Raw genomic sequence first — 24,089 nt, forward strand, 5'->3', positions numbered from 1 at the left:
AGGTTTATAGCCTTTGTAACACATCTTGGGTAGAAAGACCCATGGGGTGCTAAAAGAGCCATAATACGGCTGTGAGCACCTTTTAAAAGGGAAGGTTAAAGGAGATATCGGATAGGCGATGAAGATCATTATTCAGCGCTGTAAAGACGCTCAGGTAACGGTGAATCAAAAGGTGGTCGGCAAGATTGGAACCGGATTAATGCTGCTGGTTGGTATTGGTCAGGGAGATACAGCAGCCGATGCCGTTTATTTGGCGGATAAAACAGCGGGATTACGTATATTTGAGGATGCTGAAGGTAAAATGAATGACAGCGTTCTGGATGTCGGTGGAGCCATTTTGTCTGTCTCCCAATTTACGTTGTATGGTGACTGTCGTAAAGGAAGAAGGCCTAACTTTATGGGGGCGGCCAAACCTGAGGAAGCGGAGAAACTGTATGATTTTTTCAACAGCCAGCTTCGAGCCAAGGGCCTGGAGGTAGAAACGGGAATCTTTGGGGCTATGATGGATGTTTCATTGACGAACTGGGGCCCAGTGACACTGATTTTGGATACCGAACGTTTGTAACTATACATTCATGGCGTGATCTGAGTAGAATAAAATAGCTGTTCAGAGGGACCATAATGTCATCCCGATTGGTGATTAGCCAGGCGGATAGCCTAAGGGTGACAGGAGAGACGAAGCTATGCGTCAAACCCCGAAAATGGACGGGCATCGAAGCACTGTGCTGCTTTTTCCCGGTAGCATGCAGGAGGCAATCAGCCTTACTCGTAATGCTGATACGTTATTACAGCATGTTGCAGCAGCCATCGACAAGCCGGGACGCGGTGCTTTGCCACGCAGGTAACATCGGGTTAAATGTAGTGTTAATGAGGTGCTACCCGAAAGTAGCACAAAGAGGCCAAAAATAAAATATGTAGCATTGAATTAGTGTAGGAGCCGAAAGGCTCCTTTTTCTTTTCCGCTGCTGCGATTGTTATAAAAACAGATCAAGCGGGTAATAACAAATCGTGGTAGACAAACAAACTTAATTTTAATTTGTTTCGAGGATAACCGGAAAGGAGATCTGAACATTAATGAGTAAAATTGCATTTTTATTAGCTGACCAATTTGAAGATTCTGAAATGAAGGTACCTTATGATGAATTGAAAAAGGCTGGACATGAGGCAGATATTGTTGGGCTGAAGCAAGGTGAGAAAGTGAGCGGCAAGCAAGGTGAAGCAAGCTACACTATTGAAAAAGCCATTGCAGATGTGAAATCAAGTGACTATGATGCAGTTGTTATTCCTGGCGGATCCTCCCCGGAAAATCTGCGATTGGATGCACATGTTCTGAAATTTGTGACTGAAATTAACGAGGCCAAAAAAACGATTGGCGCTATCTGTCACGGGCCACAAATTTTGGCGAGTGCCAATTTGTTACAAGGCCGGACGATTACTGCTTATCCTCCGTTGAAAGATGACTTAATTAATGCGGGTGCTCATTTTGAGGATCGAGAGGCGGTTGTGGACGGTAACTTTATTACGTCTCGGACCCCTAAGGATGAGCCTGCCTTTGTGCGTGAGTTATTAAAAGCGTTGTAATTTGAACGTGAATATTTCCTTAGATCAATGCCAGTACAATTCCCAAACGAGGAGGATTTGATATGGCAAAACAGATTCAGGCTTATTTTCGCACAGAAGATGAAGCTGAGGGTGCCAGAGCCTCGCTTCAAGCTTATAGAACTGAACATTTGGAAGTAGGTGCCTTGGATGATGCGCTCGGTCGGGAGACGAGAGTTTTAATTCCGCTGGTCCCCTATAACAATACAGGTTCTGTGAGTACAGGAGGCTCTGCAGGTGCGGCAATCCCTGCGGCGGGTGCTTATGGCGAGAATATTCTACCAGATGCGAAGGATGACCAGATTAACTCTGGCTCAGCCCAAAGGGATCTGAATGAAGATCGGGGTGGAACAACGAATCATGACGGAGGATTGCTCCGTGCGACAGATGTGTATATTAACGGTAATCAAGATGAATTACGGTATGTATTATCAGCAAAGGTGAATGATGACGATTATGATGAGGTCATTTATAAGCTACGTTCCAATCGGGGATATGTATCGCAGTTGGATTAAAGCTAAAGAGCGCAACACAAGAGATTGTCGATACTTGAGAAATTCAGCTACAAAAGAGTGACTGTAATACAATTGTAATATTCGAAACATCATTCCTTAATATTCGTTGTTTATAATAACAGCATGACCCCCTTTTGATATATCTTTTTGAACCTGCGGACCGTTTCCGCAGGTTTTTTCTTTTTATAAGCCTTATTTGTCCGATTATAGGGAGAATGTCTTGACTTTGTCGAAGCGGTTCATTAAAATCATAAAATAATGAAAAATGATTTGATGACGGGACCAAGTACTCCGAACCCACAAGCGCAGAGAGGAATTTCCAGGCTGTAAAAATTCCCTTGATGAGCGGATGAATGACCTCCCCGAGAACAGGCGGCGAACAATTGAGGAAACCCTACTGAAAGTACATTGCAACTGTGCCGACAGTGGATGGTCCTGCATAATAGCCGTACTGCGCGTTACGGGCGTTATACGTATGAGCGGAGTCAGTTTAATGCTGACGGGCAATGAGTGATTCTTATGCTGGTTGTCTGGGTAAACTCCGGAATGTGGGTGGTACCACGGGTGATTTGTAAACGACAATCCCTCGTCCCTGTTAATGTTAACAGGACGAGGGATTTTTTGTTTTATTTGAAAGTGGAGCAATAAAAAAGTGCACAATACGAAATACAACGATGGGGGGATACGTTAATGGCCTTTCAAAAACCGACGGGAACACAGGATTTGCTGCCGGGCAGTGTAGAAAAATGGCAAGTTGTCGAGGAAAAAGCCCGTGAGATTAGCCGCCGCTTTAATTACCGAGAGATTCGTACGCCCATGTTCGAACAAACGAATTTGTTCGTTCGAGGTGTGGGTGAAACGACGGATGTGGTGGAAAAAGAAATGTATACTTTTGAGGATAAAGGGAAGCGCAGCATGACTTTGCGTCCAGAAGGAACAGCAGGGGTTGTCCGCTCCTATGTGGAGAACAAACTATACGGGGAGCCGGATGTAACTAAGCTGTATTATATCGGCCCGATGTTCCGGTATGAGCGTCCACAGGCTGGGCGTCAGCGCCAGTTTCACCAATTTGGAATTGAAGCATTTGGTGCGGTCGATCCGGCGTTGGATGCAGAAGTTATTGCTTTCGGGTATCAATTCTGCCGTGAACTGGGCTTGAAAGGAGTACAGGTGGAGATTAACTCCGTCGGTAATGCAGCCAGCCGGGCAGCTTATCGTCAGCATCTGGTAGACTTCTTGATGCCAATTAAGGATACGTTGACCAAGGAGAGCCAAGCACGCATTGAGCGCAATCCGCTGCGAGTGCTAGATAGCAAAGATGATCAGGACAAATTTGGCGGAGCACCTTCGATTTTGGATAGTTTGGATGAGGAATCCCGCACGCATTTTGAGAAAGTGAAGCAAAATTTGGATGCCATGGGCGTGGAATATACAGTTAACCCGCGTTTGGTACGGGGGCTGGATTATTATACGTTGACAGCGTTCGAATTCAAAGCCGAAGGAATTGGTGCCATAGACACGATCGGTGGAGGCGGCCGCTACAACGGATTGGTTGGAGATCTGGGCGGACCGGATCAGCCGGGCATTGGTTTTGGCATTGGACTGGAGCGAATTCAGCTGATCTTGGAGCATCAAGGTGTCAAACTGAACGAAGCCAAGCCGTTAGATATCTATATGGTAGCGTTGGGAGAAGCAGCAGAAACGGAAGTAACCAAACAACTATTCAAGTTGCGTCAAGCCGGATTTTCCGCAGAACGAGATTATCTGGGGCGTAAAATGAAGGCGCAGATGAAATCAGCCGATCGCTTTAAAGCAAGGTATACTGCGATTCTGGGTGAGGATGAGCTGGTTCAGGGTGAAATTGCACTAAAAAACATGGAAACCGGCGAGCAACGTACCGTTAAGCTGGATCAGCTGGTGGAAGAATTAGGATAAACAAAATAATGTAACATCAGTCAGGGGAAGTTTCCCTCTGGCTGTCATATAGCATTAACTACTAAACATAAACAGGAGTGTGTATTATGAAAAGGAGTCATCAATGCGGCGCATTGACTCATGCGCATATCGGAGAAACAGTTACATTGAACGGTTGGGTACAAACTCGTCGTGATTTGGGGGGCGTACTTTTTATAGACCTTCGTGACCGTAGCGGAATTGTACAAATCGTGTTTAATCCGGCATATTCCGGTGACGCACTGCAAATTGCGGATCGTGTCCGTAGTGAATACGTGCTTGAGGTTACCGGTACGATTGTTAAGCGTGATGCAGAAACGATTAACCCGAACCTGCCTACAGGTGAAATTGAGGTACGCGTCACTGAAATCGAAGTATTGAATGCGTCTAAAACACCTCCGTTCTTCATTGAAAATGGTGTAGAAGTGGACGAGTCTCTGCGTTTAAAATACCGTTATTTGGACCTGCGTCGTCCGGAAATGTACCAGACCTTGAAACTGCGCTCCAAAGCAGCAAAAATATTCCGTGACTTCCTGGACGGAGAAGAGTTCGTCGAGGTGGAAACACCAATTTTGACGAAAAGCTCCCCAGAGGGCGCACGTGACTATCTGGTGCCTAGCCGGGTGCATGAAGGCGAATTTTTTGCCTTGCCGCAATCGCCACAACTGTACAAGCAATTGCTGATGGTGGGTGGCCTGGAGCGCTACTACCAAATTGCACGTTGTTTCCGTGATGAAGACTTGCGTGCTGACCGCCAGCCTGAATTTACGCAGGTCGATATTGAGACCTCCTTTATGCAACAGGATGACTTGCTGCCTATGATGGAGCGTCTTATGGTGAAATTGTTCAAAGAAACCGTTGGGGTAGAACTGGAAACACCGTTCCAACGGATTACACATGCAGAGGCAATGGACAAGTATGGTTCTGACAAGCCTGACCTGCGTTTTGGTCTTGAGCTGATAAATGTTAATGATATCGTGGCAACCAGTGGTGTGAAAGTATTTGCTTCCGTAATTGAAAAGGGTGGCGAAGTTAAAGTCCTTAATGCCAAAGGATGTGGCACGTGGAGCCGTAAGGACATTGATGACCTGGGTCCTTTTGCAGCGCGTTATGGAGCTAAAGGCTTGGCTTGGATTCAAGTGAAGGAAGGCGAATTCAAGGGACCTATCGTTAAATTCTTCACACCGGAAGAAATCGAAGCCTTGAAGGAGCGCACAGGAGCCGAAGAAGGCGATCTGTTGCTGTTCTCTGCGGATAATAAAAAAGTAGTTGCTGATGTATTAGGCGCGCTTCGTCTGAAAATTGGCCGTCATTTGGGGCTCATCGACGATAACAAATTCAAATTTGCCTGGGTCGTAGACTTCCCGCTTCTGGGCTATGACGAAGAACAAAAACGTTATGTAGCGGAGCACCATCCGTTCACTCGTCCGAAGGAAGAAGACCTGGCCCTCTTGGACACAGATCCAGGTCAAGTTCGTGCTCAGGCCTATGATATCGTGCTGAACGGCTACGAAGTGGGTGGTGGCTCGATGCGGATTTTCAAACGTGAAGTTCAGGAAAAAATGTTCAAAGCGCTCAATCTGCCGCCTGAAGAAGTGAAGGATAAATTCGGTTACCTGCTGGATGCATTTGAATATGGTACGCCTCCACATGGTGGTATTGCCTTTGGTTTTGACCGCCTTGTGATGTTGCTTGCAGGTCGTACAAACCTGCGTGAAACTATTGCATTCCCGAAAACAGCCAGCGCGACAGACCTGCTTATGGATGCACCAGCCGAAGTGGATCAAGCTCAATTGGATCAGCTTCATATTCGTCTTGCTCCGAAGCCTGTTGCGCCTAAAGCTTAAGACGAACATTTGGCTTAGCAAGTGCCATCCATTGGCATGAGATAGCTTATAGAATGCCATGAACCCGTTACCCTCATATGGATAATGGGTTCGTGGTTTGTATGCTGGAGTTCAGGCATAGAGTTTAAATCAGTGAGGGAGGATATACCATATTGTTGCATCAATTTTCACGAACGGAACTGGCCATTGGAACTGAAGGTCTAGAGGTTATGAAAAATAGCACGGTGGCCGTGCTGGGTATTGGCGGTGTCGGTTCGATTGCAGTGGAAGCACTGGCGCGCACGGGTGTGGGACGCATCATTTTGATTGATAAAGATGTTGTAGATATCACCAATATTAATCGCCAGATTCATGCGTTGACAACGACGGTAGGTCAAAAAAAGGCTGATCTGATGGTAGAGCGTGTGAAGCTGATTAATCCTGAATGTGAAGCGATTGCACTGAACATGTTTTATACAGAAGAAACATATGAGGAGCTGTTCAAGTACGACTTGGATTATGTGCTGGATGCTTCGGATACGATTATATACAAAATTCATTTGATTAAGGAATGCCTGAAACGGGGGATTCCGATGATCTCCAGTATGGGCGCTGCGAATAAAATGGACCCGAGTCGTTTTCAAGTAGCGGATATTTCCCAGACGAGAATGGACCCGATTGCCCGTGTCATCCGCACCAAGTTGCGCAAGGAAGGTATTACCAAAGGCGTCAAAGTTGTATTCTCCGATGAGGAACCGATGAAGCCACGCGAAGAAATTACAAAAAAAATTGTACCTGCAAACGCACCTGAAATTCGGAAGGCGAAGCAGCCGCCTGCAAGCAATGCATTTGTACCTCCGGTAGCAGGACTGATCATGGTTAGTGTAGCCGTGAAGGATTTGTTAGAACACGCTGGTGTGTAAGTTGCAAAAATAGCATGGCAGTGCATTCGTAGATTTACAGCAGTATGTATTCACTTTAAGACCTGTAGTTCTGTGCATCACATCCTTTGTGTGTCACAGTTGCTACAGCTCTTTTTTGTTTTGAAAAAGCGCAGCTTACTGCAAACAGATTGAACAACTTGCTGGAGGGTTTTGGTATGAAGGATGGACTATGGTCCAGAAGTCTCGGTTTCAAGCCCGAGCATCATTGGAAAAAGGAATTAGCCGCTGGGGCCATTTCTTATTTTTCCGTTGTATACATTGTTATGGTTAATGCAACTATTTTGGCAGATGCTGGGATTCCCCTCCAAGGGGCAATGCTCGGGACGCTGCTGACATCGATGATCGGCTGCCTGCTTATGGCTTTTGGTGGGAAATCTCCAATGGTCGTTGTACCTGGGATGGGAATTAATGCTTTTTTCACATATACGCTCGTACATTCTATGAAGCTGAGCTGGCAGGAAGCGCTGATGGTGGTTGCCGTCACAGGGATTTTATTCGCCATTGTGGCTTTTACATCATTGTACAAGCTGATTAGCCAAGCGATTCCCCATAATTTGCAGCACGGAATTACGGTGGGCATTGGGTTGTTTTTAACCTTTATCGGATTGCAAAAAAGCGGCATCGTGATTGCTCATCAGACGACTTTTGTGGCTATTGGCCATTTTAATGATCCCAAGGTCATTACGGCTTGTGTAACGTTGCTGCTCGCTATTGTATTGTTTGTGCGTAACGTTCAGGGAGGTTTACTAATTAGCATTTTGGCGGGAACTGGCCTTGCTTATATACTAGGAGCTGTAGAGCCTACAAGCACGGTACGAACCTCTGAAACGGTGCGACAGTATGGGCAATTGTTTGGAGAGCTTTCCTTTTCAGGCATTGTCTCGGTAGCTTTCTGGATTGCTGTCTTTTTGCTCCTACTCATTGTGCTATTCGAGAATATTGGTATGATTACTGCACAAACCAACATGATTGGAAGACCGGATTTATTTAAAAACAGCTTGCGTGTGTTGGCTGTAACCAATATCTTTGCCGGTATTTTGGGTAGCAGTCCGGCGGTAGCCGCTGCGGAATCGACGGCTGGCATTGCAGCAGGGGGACGCTCGGGAATGACACCGCTGGTAACTGCTATTTTATTCGGAGCGACGTTTTTCTTTATTCCTCTGTTGGCTTATATTCCTGACAGTGCCATTGCGCCCGTGTTGATCATCATTGGGGGGCTAATGGTGCAAAATGTGCGAGAGATGGATTTCAGTGATTTTACTGAAGCGTTTCCTGCATTTCTGATCATGGTGATGATGCCCTTTACTTACAGTATTGTAGACGGGATGGCCTTTGGTTTTATTGCATACCCCGTAGCCAAGCTGGCAGCAGGACGGGGCAAGGAAGTGCCTGTTGCATTATATATCATTTCTGTACTGTTTGTGGCTAACTTTGTGCTTCATTCTCTGGTGTAGTAAACTCGAAGATAGATTGTACTGTTCATACCCGCGCAGAGCGCGGGTGTTGTTGTTTGAACAAGAATGGTCAGACAGGAAGCGAGGTTGATGGCATATGGAAAAAGAACATCATACACACCAAGATGAGCAGGAGGACCAGATGAAGGAAAAACCGGGTAAAAGACCGGATAAGGCTGGCATGGGGCGGTTTATCAAATTGATTGCGAGTGCGCATCCGCCCAAGGCAATTCTGATCATCGCCCTGATTCTGACGCTGATTCAGACCATTGCTGGTTTAATCGTACCCATGATGACCAAAGGGTTGATTGATGGCTTGACCTTTTCTTCACTAAACCGTATGGTCATTGTTGGTCTGCTTGGCGCTTTTGTGCTTCAAGCGGTGGCTTCGGCGGTTTCTATCTATATGTTGAACTATGCCGGGCATAAGATTGTGGCTAATTTGCGCAAACGTTTATGGCATAAAATCTTATCTCTACCTATCCCTTACTTTGATCGGAATCGGTCAGGAGATACGATGAGTCGCGTCACCAATGACACAAGCCTGATTATGAACTTAATTACGGAGTATCTAGTCAATCTGATTTCTAATGTGATCGCAATTATTGGTGGTATTGCATTGTTATTTTATCTAGATTGGGTGATGACGCTCATTATTATGGCCATTGTTCCGCTAACAGCCCTGATTTTATTTCCGGTAGGCAGAAAAATGTACCGCATCTCCAAAAAACAGCAGGATGAGATGGCAGATCTGACCTCAGTGTTGAGTCAGGTTATCGGCGAAATCAGACTGGTGAAGGCCTACGGAACCGAAAGCAGAGAGGCTCAGGCCGGTGAGGATCGTATTTACCGGATGTTCCGCTTCGGTTTGCAAGAGTCACGTATCCTGGCCCTTGTAGGTCCCATTTCTACCTTCTTGCTGACTGCAGTGCTGGTCATTATATTGGGTGTTGGTGGTGTTCGTGTCGCATCGGGTGTGCTGACCGCTGGGGATTTGGTGGCTTTTATTTTGCTGCTGTTTCAGGTGATCACACCGATGGCACAATTCACGACCCTGTATTCACGTCTGCAAAAGGTGGTTGGGGCTACTGAACGGATTCAGACGATTTTAGATCATGAAGAGGAACCGCTCGAGTTAAAGCAGGAAGCGGCAAAAGAGAGCAGAGATATTATACTTCGTGATGTTGCCTTTTCTTATACCGAAGGTGAAGAGGTCCTTCATAATGCGAACTTGGTCATTCCGGCTAACCGGACGACAGCATTCGTGGGACCGAGTGGAAGTGGGAAGTCCACCTTGTTTTCATTGTTGGAACGCTTTTATGTGCCAGATACAGGTGAAATTCGTTATGGAGACGAACCGATATCGTCATATACACTTTCCTCCTGGCGCTCCAAAATTGGTTATGTATCGCAGGAAAGCTCAATGATGACCGGAACGGTCAGAGATAACATTACATATGGCTTGGGGCGCGAAGCTGACTTGGAAGAAGTGAGACGAGCAGCCACGATGGCGTATGCGGATACATTTATTATGGATCTACCTCAAGGCTACAATACTGAGGTGGGAGAACGGGGAATGAAGCTGTCCGGAGGGCAGCGTCAACGGATCGCTATTGCGCGTGCGCTTCTTCGTAGCCCTGACATTCTCATGCTGGATGAGGCTACATCTAGTTTGGACAGCTCATCTGAGCATGAGGTACAGAAGGCCCTAGCGAACTTGATGGAAGGACGCACGACAATTGTCATTGCTCATCGTTTGTCTACAGTGGTTCACTCCGATCAGATTATCGTGTTGGACAAGGGCAAGGTGACCGGTGCAGGAACTCATACTGAGTTATTAGAGTCCCATCAGGTGTACCGTGAGCTGGCTCAAAAGCAGTTTGTGGAGATGGGGGAGAGGAGTATGGAGTATTAGAGGCCGCTCCACTGGTGCCGCAAAGCTTCATACTTTTGTGAAAGAGTAGGGGAATAGGCGTACTAGGAAATAAGGTTGGATTTTTATGGTTAAATGTGTTACGCTTACTTTCCTTTTTTTGTGTCGGAGCAAGTGAATGCGATGCAGAAATCGAGACTTGATATTCTTAGGAGGTAACTGAAATGGAGAATGAGTTTCAAAGTGCCTATCAAGAAGAACAGCATAGGCTGTCGCTTGCTATGGAGGAAATTGATCGGAGATTGGAACGGCTTCGCAATACGCCGGTGTACACCGGGCATGATTTTACGGAGCAAGTGCTAGAATCGGCACGGGAGGAAAAACGTCAGGCTTTGGCCAAAAGCTCGCAGGAGCCTTATTTTGGTCGTATGGATTTTGACGAACGTGGCAGAGGGCAGCGGAAGCCACTTTATATCGGTAAAATTGGGGTGGAGCGTGAAGAAACGTCAGCGTATCCGCTGGTGATTGATTGGCGTGCACCGATTGCCAGCTTGTTTTATTCATTTACAGGTGGTGAAGAAACTGCGTCCTATGAGGCTCCCGAAGGAACTATTGAGGGCTTGGTCTATCTGAAGCGTAACGTTGTCATTCGGAAAAGAATTCTGGAACGGGTAGCGGATACATACAACCGTGAAAGTGACGAACCTGCCGTTTCCGATGAGTTTCTCGTTTATCGTTTGGGAGAGAACAAGGACAACCGTTTACGGGATATTGTATCTACCATTCAGGCGGAGCAGGATCAGATCATCCGCGCGGCTAAAAATACAGCCCTCGTTATTCAGGGGGTAGCGGGTAGTGGCAAAACGACCGTAGCGCTGCATCGGCTCGCATTTTTGCTGTATCAATACAAGGATCAAGTGTCGGCGGACAAAATGGTAATTTTCGCACCAAACCATATGTTCCTTGACTATATTTCAGATGTACTTCCAGAGCTGGGGGTCGGGAATATTCAGCAAAGTACATTTGCAGACTGGGCGCTGGATTTGTTGGGTTTGGATTTACCTTTGGCTGATCCTGCCGAAACATTATCTTATTGGTTTGAGAGTAGCAGTCTGAGAAAGGAATCCATGGATGAGGCGCCGGGAAGATTCAAGGGTTCGGTTCATTTTATGGAGTTGCTTCAAGCTTTTGTTGAACGACTGGAGCCCATTTCCGTGCCAGAGGGAGATTTTTCACCATGGGATGGAGCGGTGCTGCCACAAGCTGAGATTTTGAATTGGTTCAATGAGGAATATAAGCCTTATCCGCTCGCGAAGCGGAAGGAGCGTGTGCTGGCAAGAGTGCACCGCTGGATTGAAATGGAGCTGAAAAAGTCGCCTTCGGCGGCAGCGCTCAAGGAACGCAAGAAAAAGGCAGGGGCACGTGAAAAGGCATATGCTAAAAAATGGCCACAATATGACGCACTGACGCTCTACAAGCAGCTTTTTCAGGCAGCTAAAGGGTTACCCGCAGATACGGCTGCGGAGATGAAGGCTTCTCTGCCGCCTGCTATTTTTAAGGCCACACAGTCGGATTTGCGAAAACAGATTATCCGTGAAGAAGATCTGACTGCGTTAGTGTATCTTCACGTGCTGATTCATGAGGTAGAATCATCCCAACGTTTTGACCATGTGGTCATTGATGAAGCACAGGATTTTTCACCTTTTCATATCGCATTGCTGGATTTGTTCGTGAAAGGGCATTCCTTTACGATATTGGGCGATTTATCGCAGGGCATTCATGAATACCGTGGTGTACATGCGTGGGAGGAAATGAGTTCTCTTTTTGCGCCGGAACATACAGGGTATTTTGCACTTACGCGGAGCTACAGATCAACCTTGGAAATAATAGAATTTGCAAATACGATTTTGGAGCAGGGAGTTCGCGGCGGTATTACAGCAGTTCCCGTATTTCGTAGTGGTGATCCAGTGCGCACCGTGTCTTACGACTCATCCGTGCGTGAGCAGAGTTTGCTCACCGCTCTAAAAGAGCTGTCCTCCAAGGAGTATCGTACTGTTTCTGTGCTGACTCGTACCTTAAAAGAGGCTGTGGAACTGCATAAGGTTTTCACAAGCGCGGGGTTGGATGTGAATTTGATTGACGGTGGTAAAAAACAATATGAAGGCGGTTTGTCGGTACTGCCTGTGTATCTATCTAAAGGTCTGGAGTTCGATGCAGTTATTGTGGCGGATGCCGACCATGAGCATTATGGAGAACGGGCATGGGATGCCAAGCTGCTGTATGTAGGATGTACCCGTGCGCTGCATGAGCTGTGGCTATTGCATGATGGCTCACTTCCTAGTTACGTACAGGCACAGACGGAGTAAGCAGAAAAAGCGTTGTAAAGCATCGCCTGAGTTGTTGTATTTCTTTTTGTTTGCTGTTTATCTTAGTGATGGAAATTATGAAGTTATGCCAGTCGAAGAACAGCCACGAAATTCATCTTTCGTCTAAGGCTGTTCTTTCTTTTTTGTGGGCGACTGACTTGTAGATCTACAGCCGTGCCGTGACCATGCTATCAGCAACTTGTTAACGGATATGGTAGAATAAGAGGCGGTTTATACCGCATCAGGATTATAGATGACTTGAATTTTCATGATTTCAACCGTATGAGCGAACATAATATAGTATGTTTTCAAAGAAAAAGAGAAAGTGTTCGTTCATAAACCATAAGGAAGTGAATGAAATGGACTTATTTTCATATTCCCAAGAGTCAACGCCAAGCAATCGGTTGCTTGCGGATCGCTTGCGTCCGACTTCGCTGGATGAATATATTGGACAGGAGCATGTTGTGGGTCCTGGTAAGCTGTTGCGAAGAGCTATAGAGGCAGATCAGGTTTCTTCTATTTTGTTGTACGGACCACCGGGGTGCGGCAAAACAACACTGGCACATATCATCTCGCAACACACGCAAGGCGATTTTGTACGTCTGAATGCTGTAGAAGCATCTGTGAAAGATGTAAGAGAAGTCATTGACCGGGCACAGACGAATAAATCGATGTATGGCAAAAAAACCATTTTGTTTCTCGACGAGGTACATCGTTTTAACAGTTCACGTCAGGATGCACTGCTGCCTGCGGTGGAAAAGGGCACGATCGTGTTTATTGGCGCCACCACTGAAAATCCCTTTCACTATGTCAACGGCGCTTTAATGAGCCGTTCTACGTTGTTCCAGCTTGAAGCGCTAACGCAGGAGCATTCGCTGGCTGCTATGCGCCGTGCCTTGAGCGATGCGGACAAAGGGCTCGGCTACATGCAGCTTCAGGTAGATGAAGCTGCACTGGCTCACATCGCGTCCATGGCGAACGGTGATATCCGCCGCGCTTTGAACGCGCTGGAACTGGCGGCGCTCACGACGCCTCCGCTGGCAGACGGCACGATTCACGTGACACTGGAAGTCGCAGAGGAATCCATCCGTCGCCCGATTGTCAAAGCAGATGAATCCACGCAGTATGACGTGCTGTCGGCCTTTCACAAAAGCATTCGCGGCTCCAGCGACGCCGCGCTGTTCTGGTTCCTGTACGCCGTAGAAAAGCTCGGCATGGACCCGATGACCTTTATCCGCCGCCTCATCGCGGCGAGCAGTGAGGACATTGGCCTGGCGAACCCGCAGGCAATGGTGCAAGCGGTGAGTGCGCTTGAAGCCTATCGCAATAACGGCTGGCCCGAGGCCAAACTGAACATTGCACAGGCCATTTTGTTTGCTGTGGAAAGCCCCAAATCGAATGCCGTATATACGGCAATTTCACGGGCCATGTCGGCTATGGACGATATCAAATCGGCCGAGGTGCCACTCCATTTGCGTGACGCACACTACAAAGGCTCGGAAAAGCTCGGTCATGTTGGCTATCAATATCCACATAATTATCCGAATCATTATGTGAAGCAGCAATATTTGCCCGATTCGATAGCAGACCAAACCTTCTATCAGGCTACTGAGCAGGGGAATGAGTCTAAAATCAGGCAAAACCAGCGCTGGCGGGATTCACAGTCTTAATATATGTGCGACTTCATATACAGAGTGTGTACGAAATCGTCACGTTACACCATGATCGTGCAAAAGCGAAGAAGGGGATAAGAAGATGAAAGACGTGCTATTCGTTGCCGCGGGCGGAGCGCTTGGAACCTCTACCCGTTATGGCCTGCAATCGCTGTTGCCTGCGGCGGGTGCGGATTTTCCACTTGGTGTGCTGCTAATCAATTGGATCGGCTGCCTGTTTCTTGGTTGGTTCTTTACGGTAACCTTGCGATCGTGGCGGATCAAGCCGCGATTGCGACTTGCCATCGGAACAGGCTTTACAGGGGGCTTTACCACCTTTTCCACTTTTGCAGTAGATGCTGTACGCCTCACGGTTCATGATCGTATGCTGACGGCAGTGTTGTACCTGCTGCTTAGTGTAGGCGGAGGGCTGTTTTTGACATGGACAGGTATCCGCCTAGGTACAAAAATGACGCAGGCTGCTGCTCCCAAGGAGGAACGCTTATGATCTGGTGGGCGGCGGCAGGCGGGATTATGGGTACACTGGCGAGATACGGGCTTGGCATGTGGGCTGGAAAAAGGTTCGGTACCGTATTCCCGTGGGGGACGTGGATCATTAACGTCAGCGGTTCATTGCTGCTAGGCTGGCTCTATGGTCAGTTTACGCAAAACCATTTGTCTCCTGCACTTTGGATGCTGCTAGGAACAGGTTTTTGTGGCGGATACACCACCTTTTCCACATTCGGCTATGAATCTCTTCAACTGATGGAGCGTAAAGAGTACCGACGCATGGCTATGTATGTACTGTCCTCCGTCGTGGTAGGAGTTGTAGCTGCGGCTATCGGATACAGAGTAAGTTAAACTCTATACATTTTCGAAATAACACGTAAAAATGCAATAAAAAGCTTCCAATCTCGACTCAAGGCATTCTCAGCCGTGATACGGTTTTGGAAGCTTAGTGCTGTACCTATACAGCTAATTTTTATCTCGTTCTTTATACAATTCAGGTAAAAGGGATTCAAGTTCAGGTCTTGGTTCAGGATCAGACAACTTCATTTCCTCCAGCGTTTGGACGGCAATCCGTAGCACAGTATAATCCCTATACCAACGGTTGTCTGAAGGAACGACATACCAAGGAGCTTGTTTGGTTGCACTTAGCTCTAATACATCCTCATAATACTGGGTATATTGCTTCCAAAATTTTCGTTCCTGCAAATCACTTGGATCAAGCTTCCAGTTTTTGTGAGGCTTTTCAATTCGATCGATCAGCTTTTCTAACTGAAATTGCTTTGAAATATGTAAAAAGATTTTAACCACCTTTACACCATTATCCAGCAACAACTGTTCAAAATGTTTGATATGCTTAATATTCCGTTTGGCCTGCTTATCGGATATCTGTCCGTGAACACGTGTAATCAGCACATCCTCATAATAAGAACGGTTAAATGCTGCAATATACCCACGTCCTGGGGTAACGCTATGAGCACGCCACAAGAAATCATGACTTAATTCCTCAGCCGTAGGTGATTTAAAGCTGTGGACAGTCACCCCCGCAGGGTTAAGGTTGGAAAATACCTGTTTGATGACGCCATCTTTGCCGCTGCAATCCATACCCTGAAATACAAACAAAACGGATTGTTTTTTCTCTGTAAATAATTTGCTCTGTAATTCCATGAAGCGTTCCTTCAATTGATCTGTTTCCTGTCGGATTTCTTCTTTATTTTTGATATTCTTCGTATCCTTGGGGTCCCATTCTTTCAAAGAAACTTTTTTACCCGGTGTCAACATTCCTAATGAATCAGACATAAAGGCACGCTCCTTTTCAATTGAAGTATGATCTTGTCTACATCATATACCCAAATGAGGATGTTATCAAAAGTTACTTATGTACGGTCTTTATTAGCGATTTTTCTACTGGTGACGCCTCTGGTCACGAAATTTTCTTCAGGTTCAATAATTAAAAAGTCAAGTTTTAAGTCTTTAGGCATAGGCAATAAGGTTAATCTTTCTTATAACAATTAGGAATTAAGATGGTTCTCCATAAATTTGAAGAGTGTTATTATGTCATGACGAACTCTCAACAGAGGTATAATATGACAACTATTAAAGTAACACCTGAGCAACTTATGGCTATCTCCAAGCAATTTGAACTTGCACAGCAAAAAGTGGCCCGAATGAATTACAATTTAATGCAACAAATTTCATCTATGGAACGATTCTGGGATGGGGTGACCAAAGAGCAGTTCTATTATAGATTCCAAACATCTCAGAAGAATATGAATGACTTTGTTACACTAACAGATTCTATTGCAAAAGAACTGCGTCATCATGCGGACAAATTCAGATTAGCTGATTTGCTAGAAGCAGGTAATATTGATGCAAGCTGCTTACCACCTCCACCTAATTCATGTGCTATCCCTGCTCCAGATACTAGAAATGCTTTAGAAAAATCGGCAGATAGTTTGGTAGAGCTTGGTGAGGATTTTATGGCTGCTGCGGAGGACAGGTACGAAAAACGCTATGACTCGGTAGGTGGATTTTTAGACTATTGGACGTTTGGAATTCCGAAAGGTTTGTATCAAGGATATGCAGAGCGTGCATCCAAGCAGTTTGATTCAGGGAATGATTTTTTTAACTTCTGGACTTTTGGTGTACATGGAACAATCAGAGAAGCAATGTTTCCTACAAATGCATGGTCAAAGGAACATTGGGCTAACATGATCGGTACAGCGGGAATATTTGGGGGAGTCAGTTCAGTAATTAAACCTAAGATTGGATTGGGCTCGTCAATAAAATATGAGGTGAGATCTGGGGCTACTATTGAAGTTGAAGGAGCTTCAAATCGATTATCTGATACGATGTTAGGTAAGAATGATGCTGATCCATTTAGGGATATATATGGTCCCGGACGACTTTCTCATCCAGAAGAGTGGAATACTATTATTAAGAATACGCAAGGAGCCGGAGTCGAAGTTAGGATTCTAGATAGAGACATTATGGCGTATGCACCCAAAGGATCAGGAAAGCCTGGGCAATTGAATATATATGAGGATGCTTCAATTAGTGCACTGCGGCATGAGTACCAACATTTTCTTGATGATAAAGCTAAAGGATTTCCTAGTTTGGATGTAACATATGAATTCAAAAATAGGATTATCATGGAACTTAGAGCCTATATGGTGGAGATAAAAGAAGCAGAGAGGATTGGAAATAAGGCACTTGCAGAACACCTTTGGAACAATTACAGGGATGAACGGCAGTATCTCTTAGAGAATTATGGGCCAGTTAAACTAGATTGATGGGAGATAATAAAATGAAGCTACTTACTTTATCAAAAGAAATACGAGAGGGAAAAATAGGTGACGATCAATTGGTGGAATGTTTGGATATCCAGCATAATCAGGTACAGTTGAATGCAATGAGTCAGATCGCTAAAAAGAAACTATGCAATGAGAAAATAATCGAAAAATTGAAACATATTAGCCAGTTCAGAGACCCTAAGGTAAATAAGCTTTTTGGTATTGATACGCTTGGACACTATAGTATTGCTGTGCTTCGAGTATTGAACACTTCTGAATCTATAAAACAGTACGAGCTGTTAATGTCTGAACTCGACGATTTTGATAAAGGAATAGTTGAAAGAATTACAGAGGGAATAAGTTAATATTTATGCTAGAAGTCCATTTAAAGAGCAGATCATGAACTCTTTTCAATCCATTAACTAAAAACATCTTTCATTAAAAAAGTCGCCCTCCCAAATCTGGAGAGACGACTTTTTTAATTCCCTACTATATCAATGAAAAATGGTCATTCATTTAAACTGTTTCAGGCTGAAGTTTTTCAACCTTATCAATGGTTCCTCCACCCAGACAGCGTTCCCCATCATAAAATACAACAGCTTGTCCAGGCGTAATGGCCTTTTGATGTACATCAAATATGACATGCACGGTTCCATCGGCAAGCCATTGTAAAGTTACTTGCTGATCAGGTTGGCGATAACGGAACTTGGCTGTGCAACGGAATTCGCCGGACGGACGAGTATCTGCGCCTTCAATCCAGTTCACATCTGTTGCAATCAGGCTGGTAGAATACAGGCTGTGGTGACGATCACCTTGTACCACATATAGAATATTCTTCTCCAGATCCTTATCCGCTACAAACCACGGTTCACCTGAACCTGAGCCGCCAATGCCCAAGCCTTGTCGTTGACCCAGTGTATAGTACATCAGACCATCGTGGCGTCCTTTGACTTCACCAGTAGCGATATCCACCATGTCTCCACCTTTTGCAGGCAGATATCCACTCAGAAACTCCTTGAAATTACGCTCGCCGATAAAGCATACGCCTGTGCTGTCTTTCTTCTTGGCCGTATACAGTCCCGCAGCTTCCGCAATTTTACGTACTTCTGGTTTCGGCAGATGACCGATGGGAAACATCGCTCGGGATAACTGTGTTTGGCTTAATGCATTTAGGAAATAAGTCTGATCCTTGTTGCTATCCACACCTCGCAACAAAGTAAAGTGGCCGTCTTCTTCCACAACCCGTGCATAATGTCCAGTAGCAACATAATCTGCTCCCAAATCCAGCGCTTTATTTAGAAACTCGCCGAACTTAATTTCACGGTTACACATGACATCCGGGTTGGGTGTGCGTCCAGCTTTATATTCATCAAGAAAATAGGAGAATACTTTATCGAAGTATTCTTTCTCAAAATTGACGGTATAGTAAGGAATGTCGATCTGTTCACAGACGCGGCGCACATCCTCCGCATCCTCCTCAGCCGTACAACGGCCAAATTCATCCGTGTCATCCCAGTTTTTCATGAAGATGCCGATTACGTCATAGCCCTGCTCCTTCAGCAGCAGCGCGGTAACGGATGAGTCGACGCCACCGGACATCCCGACGACGACACGGGTTTCATGATTGGCTTTAGCCATGGTCATCACCCAATTCTTTCAATATTGTTGTAGAACCCACCTATTGTAACATAAACGATAATAAGATACGATGTTTGGACGATCCAACGACACGGCGAACGATGGAAGAAAGCTATATAAAATGGGCTAAAGCTGTTCCAAATCGCCCGAAAGCAACTTTTTTTAAGATTGTTACCGTAATGTTTCCCTTTACCTGCCCTAATATGTTAACATAAGCTGAGGGTTAGGATCGGAATAGAGAGGTTTACAACACCAGTTATTCCGCGTGTTTAACGGAATTGTTACTATAAGTGAGGTGGCACAATTGAAAATATCAACGAAGGGCCGTTACGGCCTGACCATTATGATGGAACTTGCAGCCAGGTTTGGCGAAGGTCCAACTTCTTTGAAAAGTATTGCCGAAAAAAATCAGCTGTCAGAGCATTATCTGGAACAGCTCATCGCGCCTTTGCGTAATGCAGGTTTGGTAAAAAGTATCCGTGGTGCTTACGGCGGTTATATTTTGGCGAATGAACCGGCAGGAGTAACAGCGGGAGACATCATTCGTGTACTGGAAGGTCCGATTTCTCCGGTCGATTTCACGGAAGAAGACGATCCTGCAAAACGTCAGCTGTGGCTGCGAATTCGTGACAGCATCGCTGAAGTGTTGGATTCAACTACACTTAAGGACTTGATCACATACCAAGAACATGATGAATTGGACAATTACATGTTCTATATTTGAGGTGGATTAACATGAACAGAATTTATCTGGATCATGCCGCATCGACTCCTATGCATCCTGAGGTTGCGCAGACTATGATGGACATCATGACCGGCCAATTTGGCAACGCTTCGAGCGTTCATGCCTTTGGTCGCGATGCCAAGCGCACCGTCAGCGCTGCTCGGGATGCCGTTGCGGCCTCTTTGGGCTGCAAGCCTGAAGAAATTATATTTACAAGCGGAGGGACAGAAAGCGATAATCTGGCCCTGTTTGGGACGGCTACGGCAGACGGCCGTACTTCCGGGCATATGATTACAACCGCAGTTGAACATCACGCAGTGCTTCATGCTTGTGATGAGCTGGAAAAAGCGGGGTATGAGGTGACTTATGTCCCGGTCAACGGTTTTGGACGCGTGAACCCTGCGGATATCGAGGCTGCCATTCGACCGGACACTTTTTTGATCAGCATGATGTATGCCAACAATGAGGTGGGCGTTATTCAGCCGATCTCAGAAGTAGGGCAGATTGCGAGAGAACATGGCATTGTATTCCATGTAGACGCGGTTCAGGCTTTCGGTCATATATCCATCGACTGTCGGAATCTCCCGATTGACTTACTGAGTGTGTCGGGTCATAAGATTAACGGACCACAAGGGGTGGGTGCATTATATATCCGTCAGGGTACACGCATTCAACCGCTAATGCATGGGGGACTTCAGGAGAAGAAACGCCGTGCCGGAACAGAAAACATCGCTGGTATTGCGGGTCTGGCTAAAGCCGCAACTCTTGTTAATGCTTCCATTGAGGAGCGTGGGGCGCACGATACGGTTCTTCGTCAGACATTGCTTAAAGGGTTGGAAGACACTCTCGGTAGCCAAAATTTTGTAATTAACGGTGACCCTGACCATTCTTTACCTAATGTCCTCAATGTTAGCTTTCCGGCCATTGGTACAGAGACCATGCTGATGAACCTTGACATGGAAGGAATCGCAGCAGCAAGCGGATCAGCCTGCACTTCCGGATCTCTAGAGCTATCGCATGTATTGCAGGCGATGGATCTTCCTGAAGATGTTTTACATTCAGCGATTCGGTTTAGCTTCGGTTTGGGTAATACTACGGAAGAAATGGAATACACGGCCAAGAAAATTGAAACCATATGGAAGCGGCTGCGTACTAGGTACTAGGGATTTCTCCGCATTTTAATAAGAAGGGAGGGGCGGTTTTCCATTTCATTGCATGAACGGAAGCAAGGTCTGACAGGCATGTAGGAAAATGACCGCACCTTCGTTCGGATTGCAGAATGAGGAGGTACCCTATATATGAAGCTTCAAGATATGATCGGACTTGCCGTTTTCGATGTGGAGGACGGGAAGCAGATTGGCAAAATACATGACTTTATGGTGACAGCTGATTGGCGAATCACAGGGATCGAGTTGGAAGGAAAAGGTTTTTTTTCTTCTCACGTGAAAATGGTTGCTTGGGATGATATCGTTGCTTACGGTGAGGATGCGATCATGATTCGCAATCAGCAGGCTGTCCGTAAAACGGAGGCCCATGATATACAACATACGTACTTGCTTGGACCCGGTAAACTGAAGGATCTATCCGTGCTAACAGAGGAAGGGCTTATGCTCGGGCACATCTCGGATGTTTATTTTGACCAGGAAATGGGCAATAACATAATAGGCTTGGAAATCAGCGATGGTTTTGTATCGGATATTATAGAAGGGCGGAAATGGCTGCCCTGCACCGAAGATATGTCCATCGGGGAAAATGCCGTTATGGTTCCCCCGTTAAGCGAGCAGCGTCTGGAAAAAGCCATATATTCTGTTAATGGATAGGGTGAGTTTATTGAGATGTCCGAATTGTAATTCCAAAGATATCGGCAAAATCGGCTCCCATCAATTTTATTGCTGGGGATGCTTTATCGAACTTCAGGTGAATGGTGAAAAAATGTCTGTCTACCAAGTGGAAGAGGATGGAACGCTCAGTTCGCTGGACGACCTATTCTTTGGAGATGAGATGGCACAACAGGACTTGCCGCAAATTCATGCTTCTTCCTAAGCTTGACACCGAAAGTGGACAGGCTGCTTACTAAGAGGTGTGATCTACATACGGCTTAGTAGGTTGGATAACGCTTGATAAAAAACAACGAAGAGGGTGCCCCGAACAGTCATATGGCCGTTCGGGGTACCCTCTTTTGTATACCATATTTATGAAGATGGTTAGTTTTACAATTTAAAGCGTTTGACCTCTTCCAATAGAAGATCAGCGTGAGAATCGAGTTTGGCAGAAAGGTCGGCAATATTGTTCATGGCATGACCTTGTTCTTGTACAGAAGAAGCCACTTCCTCTGTAGATGCTGCACTTTGTTCAGAAACAGCGACAACGCTGGAAATGACATCAGAAATATGTCCAGCATTCACACGGAGATGATCTGCAGCGGCGGTAACGTCCTCAATTTGGGCAAGCATATGCTGAGAAGCCCCACGAATGGATTCAAACGCCTGTCTCGTTGCAATGGCAGCATGCTCCTGTTCTACAGTTACAGCAAGTGCTTTCTTCATTTCCTCTGCGCTTTGTACTCCTGCAATTTTAATTTCTTCCAGCTTCCTCATGATACCGTCACTGGAACTGCCCGCTTGTTCAGCCAGCTTTCTCACTTCTCCCGCGACGACAGCAAAACCTCGTCCGTGTTCCCCGGCCCGTGCTGCTTCGATAGATGCATTGAGGGCCAGCAGGTTTGTTTGTGCGGCGATATCATGGATGGCCCCGGCTAGCCGCTCAATATCCTGAGTTTTCAGCGCGAGCGAATCTACGGCTTCTCCTGCCGCAGTCGTCGTTTGTCTGGACTCAACGGCCAGTTTCGCTTGACGTTCTGCTGTTTCATACCCTGCGAGCACGGCAGAATCTGTTTCGAACACGGCAGTTTGGGTCCGTTTGACACTTTCGCCAATCTGGTCGATGGAGCCTGTTATGTGAGTCAGCTTCTCAGAGCCGGAATATACAGCCTCAGCTTGATCGCTCGCTCCTTGGGCAAGCTCCTGAACCGCACTGGAGATTTGTGACGCGATGGTTCCAGTATCTCTGGCGTGTTGATGCATATCATGGGAAGCTGAGCTGACATCGCCCGCCGTATCTGATACCTTGCGCAACAGGTGAGAGAGATTATCAGACATGATATTAAAATCTGTTCCCAGGCTGGCAATTTCATCTTTACCCTTAACATCTACGCGAGCGGTCATATCACCATCAGCTATACGTTTGACATTCGCTTGGAGTCTGCGAATCGGCTTAATAAAGTTGTTTGCCGCCCAGATTGCCAGCAGCATAGCGACGACCAAGATGATAGCAACCGTAATAATCAACGTATTACGAGTGGAGTAATACTCCTGAAAAGCAATTTCTTTGGAAATAGACAACCCTACAATCCAGCCTGTGCTAGGCATCTTTTTAAAATAAAGCTGACGGTCACTTCCATTGTAGCTATAGTCTGTTCTTCCCGAAGCTGCGCTCAGCAGGTCCGCGGTTGATGAACCCAACTCGGGGGTATCTTTGAGGTTTTTGCCAGCCAGCTTGTTGTCTGGGTGCGCGATCACGGCTCCATTTTGGTCAATCAGAAATGCGTAGCCCAATCCGTTCAGGTTTATGCTTTGAATTATTTTTGTCATATCGTTGAGCATAATGTCTTCGCTGACTACCCCGGTGATAGAATCGTTGGAATCCTTGAGAGGCTTAGCAATGGAAATGGTGAAGTCCTTGCTGCCTGCATCAATGTATGGGGACGAGTAATACATTTCTCCCTTGGTTTTGGCATCCTTGTACCACGGTCGAGCGCGAGGATCATAACCTGCTTCAAACCAGCCAGATCCATCCCAGTAGGACCCATCTTCAAAGCCTGCGTAAATATTGGAAATATTTTTATCTTTATAGTTTTGAAAAGCTGCTTTCAGAGATACGGCTTTGGCATCTGATGAAATATCGCTGGATTCCAGACCTGCAGCCAATGTTTCAATAATTTTGGCGTTGCCACCTATCCATCCGTCGAGCTGATTGACGGTTTCGGAGGCTTTGCTGTTCATAAGCTCTTGGATATCATGGTTGGCCTGATTTTTAACGCTTGTCATGCTAATGATCGACAATGGCCCAGCTGCAACGATAACAATACAAGTAAAAAGGAGAATAAGCTTGATTTTTAAGTTCATGTAACGCCCCCCGATGTTTCAGAAATGTGAAAGCTTAAAGTAGTGCTTTGTACTTATATCGT

General features: G+C 46.0%; 22 protein-coding genes. 19 read left to right on the top strand and 3 right to left on the bottom strand.

The genetic code is table 11. The features are described 5' to 3' along the window. Positions 1-118 precede the first annotated feature (118 nt). The 13 genes from dtd (at position 119) to crcB (WA407_RS12625) (ending at position 15,043) form a co-directional block, all read left to right on the top strand. Complete coding sequence (gene dtd / locus WA407_RS12565; protein WP_235308643.1) at positions 119-565, top strand: D-aminoacyl-tRNA deacylase; 447 nt, start codon at positions 119-121, stop codon at positions 563-565. Between the two features lie 118 nt (positions 566-683). After that, positions 684-845: a hypothetical protein gene (locus WA407_RS12570; RefSeq protein ID WP_235308645.1), complete on the top strand. Its 162-nt coding sequence runs from the start codon at positions 684-686 to the stop codon at positions 843-845. A 229-nt stretch (positions 846-1,074) separates the two neighbouring features. Continuing rightward, positions 1,075-1,581 carry a type 1 glutamine amidotransferase domain-containing protein gene (locus tag WA407_RS12575; RefSeq protein WP_235308647.1) on the top strand — a complete coding sequence of 169 codons (507 nt, stop codon included), beginning with the start codon at positions 1,075-1,077 and terminating at the stop codon, positions 1,579-1,581. Positions 1,582-1,643: 62 nt separating this feature from the next. Further along, positions 1,644-2,114, top strand: coding sequence for a hypothetical protein (locus WA407_RS12580; protein ID WP_235308648.1), 471 nt, complete (start codon positions 1,644-1,646; stop codon positions 2,112-2,114). Positions 2,115-2,804: 690 nt separating this feature from the next. Beyond that, a complete protein-coding gene (gene hisS, locus WA407_RS12585; RefSeq protein WP_023989920.1) occupies positions 2,805-4,049 on the top strand; it encodes a histidine--tRNA ligase in 1,245 nt (414 codons plus the stop codon). An 86-nt stretch (positions 4,050-4,135) separates the two neighbouring features. Then, positions 4,136-5,914 carry an aspartate--tRNA ligase gene (gene aspS, locus WA407_RS12590; protein WP_061829369.1) on the top strand — a complete coding sequence of 593 codons (1,779 nt, stop codon included), beginning with the start codon at positions 4,136-4,138 and terminating at the stop codon, positions 5,912-5,914. Between the two features lie 152 nt (positions 5,915-6,066). Further along, complete coding sequence (locus WA407_RS12595) at positions 6,067-6,816, top strand: tRNA threonylcarbamoyladenosine dehydratase (protein WP_025720213.1); 750 nt, start codon at positions 6,067-6,069, stop codon at positions 6,814-6,816. A 176-nt stretch (positions 6,817-6,992) separates the two neighbouring features. Beyond that, positions 6,993-8,291, top strand: coding sequence for an NCS2 family permease (locus tag WA407_RS12600; protein WP_061829368.1), 1,299 nt, complete (start codon positions 6,993-6,995; stop codon positions 8,289-8,291). A 97-nt stretch (positions 8,292-8,388) separates the two neighbouring features. Further along, complete coding sequence (locus WA407_RS12605; RefSeq protein WP_235308650.1) at positions 8,389-10,206, top strand: ABC transporter ATP-binding protein; 1,818 nt, start codon at positions 8,389-8,391, stop codon at positions 10,204-10,206. Between the two features lie 182 nt (positions 10,207-10,388). After that, the gene (locus WA407_RS12610) at positions 10,389-12,530 is read left to right on the top strand and encodes a HelD family protein (RefSeq protein WP_235308652.1); all 2,142 of its coding nucleotides are present in this window, start codon (positions 10,389-10,391) and stop codon (positions 12,528-12,530) included. Positions 12,531-12,889: 359 nt separating this feature from the next. After that, complete coding sequence (locus tag WA407_RS12615; protein ID WP_023989915.1) at positions 12,890-14,200, top strand: replication-associated recombination protein A; 1,311 nt, start codon at positions 12,890-12,892, stop codon at positions 14,198-14,200. Between the two features lie 85 nt (positions 14,201-14,285). Continuing rightward, entirely contained in the window at positions 14,286-14,690 is a 405-nt protein-coding gene (gene crcB / locus WA407_RS12620; RefSeq protein ID WP_235308654.1) for a fluoride efflux transporter CrcB, read from the top strand. Further along, positions 14,687-15,043 carry a fluoride efflux transporter CrcB gene (gene crcB, locus WA407_RS12625; RefSeq protein ID WP_235308656.1) on the top strand — a complete coding sequence of 119 codons (357 nt, stop codon included), beginning with the start codon at positions 14,687-14,689 and terminating at the stop codon, positions 15,041-15,043. Before crcB (WA407_RS12620) ends, crcB (WA407_RS12625) begins: the two co-directional genes overlap by 4 nt. Before the next feature lie 114 nt (positions 15,044-15,157). Here crcB (WA407_RS12625) and WA407_RS12630 read toward each other — a convergent pair whose 3' ends face one another. Next, positions 15,158-15,988: a PPK2 family polyphosphate kinase gene (locus tag WA407_RS12630; RefSeq protein ID WP_235308657.1), complete on the bottom strand. Its 831-nt coding sequence runs from the start codon at positions 15,986-15,988 to the stop codon at positions 15,158-15,160. Between the two features lie 287 nt (positions 15,989-16,275). On the opposite strand from WA407_RS12630, the gene WA407_RS12635 reads away from it, so the two are divergent. Together WA407_RS12635 and WA407_RS12640 are read left to right on the top strand one after the other, a co-directional pair. Continuing rightward, positions 16,276-17,481, top strand: coding sequence for a WXG100 family type VII secretion target (locus WA407_RS12635; RefSeq protein ID WP_235308659.1), 1,206 nt, complete (start codon positions 16,276-16,278; stop codon positions 17,479-17,481). Positions 17,482-17,495: 14 nt separating this feature from the next. Continuing rightward, on the top strand, positions 17,496-17,846 hold the full coding sequence (locus WA407_RS12640; RefSeq protein ID WP_013311534.1) for a hypothetical protein: 351 nt from the start codon (positions 17,496-17,498) through the stop codon (positions 17,844-17,846). Between the two features lie 151 nt (positions 17,847-17,997). Here the strand turns inward: WA407_RS12640 and mnmA are convergent, their stop codons facing one another. After that, on the bottom strand, positions 17,998-19,119 hold the full coding sequence (gene mnmA / locus WA407_RS12645; RefSeq protein ID WP_165178721.1) for a tRNA 2-thiouridine(34) synthase MnmA: 1,122 nt from the start codon (positions 19,117-19,119) through the stop codon (positions 17,998-18,000). A gap of 304 nt (positions 19,120-19,423) precedes the next feature. Here mnmA and cymR point away from each other — a divergent pair, with 304 nt between their 5' ends. The 4 genes from cymR to WA407_RS12665 all read left to right on the top strand — a co-directional run bounded on the left by cymR (position 19,424) and on the right by WA407_RS12665 (position 21,886). Then, a complete protein-coding gene (gene cymR, locus WA407_RS12650) occupies positions 19,424-19,843 on the top strand; it encodes a cysteine metabolism transcriptional regulator CymR (protein ID WP_013311532.1) in 420 nt (139 codons plus the stop codon). A gap of 11 nt (positions 19,844-19,854) precedes the next feature. Then, positions 19,855-21,006: a cysteine desulfurase family protein gene (locus WA407_RS12655; protein WP_235308823.1), complete on the top strand. Its 1,152-nt coding sequence runs from the start codon at positions 19,855-19,857 to the stop codon at positions 21,004-21,006. Between the two features lie 135 nt (positions 21,007-21,141). Continuing rightward, the gene (locus WA407_RS12660; protein ID WP_336077483.1) at positions 21,142-21,663 is read left to right on the top strand and encodes a PRC-barrel domain-containing protein; all 522 of its coding nucleotides are present in this window, start codon (positions 21,142-21,144) and stop codon (positions 21,661-21,663) included. A gap of 10 nt (positions 21,664-21,673) precedes the next feature. Next, complete coding sequence (locus tag WA407_RS12665) at positions 21,674-21,886, top strand: hypothetical protein (protein ID WP_013311529.1); 213 nt, start codon at positions 21,674-21,676, stop codon at positions 21,884-21,886. A 167-nt stretch (positions 21,887-22,053) separates the two neighbouring features. Here WA407_RS12665 and WA407_RS12670 read toward each other — a convergent pair whose 3' ends face one another. Then, complete coding sequence (locus WA407_RS12670) at positions 22,054-24,027, bottom strand: methyl-accepting chemotaxis protein (RefSeq protein ID WP_235308825.1); 1,974 nt, start codon at positions 24,025-24,027, stop codon at positions 22,054-22,056. Positions 24,028-24,089: the final 62 nt, after the last annotated feature.

Source organism: Paenibacillus sp. 203 (genome assembly GCF_037027525.1).
Classification (GTDB): Bacteria; Bacillota; Bacilli; order Paenibacillales; family Paenibacillaceae; genus Paenibacillus; species Paenibacillus polymyxa_B.

Excerpts from the sequence above, each read along its gene's own strand:
- WA407_RS12660 (WP_336077483.1), top strand. The coding sequence starts at position 21,142 with ATGAAGCTTCAAGATATGATCGGACTTGCCGTTTTCGATGTGGAGGAC.
- WA407_RS12630 (WP_235308657.1), bottom strand. The coding sequence starts at position 15,988 with ATGTCTGATTCATTAGGAATGTTGACACCGGGTAAAAAAGTTTCTTTG.
- WA407_RS12655 (WP_235308823.1), top strand. The coding sequence starts at position 19,855 with ATGAACAGAATTTATCTGGATCATGCCGCATCGACTCCTATGCATCCT.
- hisS (WP_023989920.1), top strand. The coding sequence starts at position 2,805 with ATGGCCTTTCAAAAACCGACGGGAACACAGGATTTGCTGCCGGGCAGT.
- WA407_RS12600 (WP_061829368.1), top strand. The coding sequence starts at position 6,993 with ATGAAGGATGGACTATGGTCCAGAAGTCTCGGTTTCAAGCCCGAGCAT.
- WA407_RS12580 (WP_235308648.1), top strand. The coding sequence starts at position 1,644 with ATGGCAAAACAGATTCAGGCTTATTTTCGCACAGAAGATGAAGCTGAG.
- dtd (WP_235308643.1), top strand. The coding sequence starts at position 119 with ATGAAGATCATTATTCAGCGCTGTAAAGACGCTCAGGTAACGGTGAAT.
- WA407_RS12575 (WP_235308647.1), top strand. The coding sequence starts at position 1,075 with ATGAGTAAAATTGCATTTTTATTAGCTGACCAATTTGAAGATTCTGAA.
- WA407_RS12635 (WP_235308659.1), top strand. The coding sequence starts at position 16,276 with ATGACAACTATTAAAGTAACACCTGAGCAACTTATGGCTATCTCCAAG.
- aspS (WP_061829369.1), top strand. The coding sequence starts at position 4,136 with ATGAAAAGGAGTCATCAATGCGGCGCATTGACTCATGCGCATATCGGA.
- WA407_RS12610 (WP_235308652.1), top strand. The coding sequence starts at position 10,389 with ATGGAGAATGAGTTTCAAAGTGCCTATCAAGAAGAACAGCATAGGCTG.
- WA407_RS12570 (WP_235308645.1), top strand. The coding sequence starts at position 684 with ATGCGTCAAACCCCGAAAATGGACGGGCATCGAAGCACTGTGCTGCTT.
- WA407_RS12605 (WP_235308650.1), top strand. The coding sequence starts at position 8,389 with ATGGAAAAAGAACATCATACACACCAAGATGAGCAGGAGGACCAGATG.
- WA407_RS12670 (WP_235308825.1), bottom strand. The coding sequence starts at position 24,027 with ATGAACTTAAAAATCAAGCTTATTCTCCTTTTTACTTGTATTGTTATC.
- crcB (WP_235308654.1), top strand. The coding sequence starts at position 14,286 with ATGAAAGACGTGCTATTCGTTGCCGCGGGCGGAGCGCTTGGAACCTCT.
- WA407_RS12615 (WP_023989915.1), top strand. The coding sequence starts at position 12,890 with ATGGACTTATTTTCATATTCCCAAGAGTCAACGCCAAGCAATCGGTTG.
- WA407_RS12640 (WP_013311534.1), top strand. The coding sequence starts at position 17,496 with ATGAAGCTACTTACTTTATCAAAAGAAATACGAGAGGGAAAAATAGGT.
- mnmA (WP_165178721.1), bottom strand. The coding sequence starts at position 19,119 with ATGGCTAAAGCCAATCATGAAACCCGTGTCGTCGTCGGGATGTCCGGT.
- crcB (WP_235308656.1), top strand. The coding sequence starts at position 14,687 with ATGATCTGGTGGGCGGCGGCAGGCGGGATTATGGGTACACTGGCGAGA.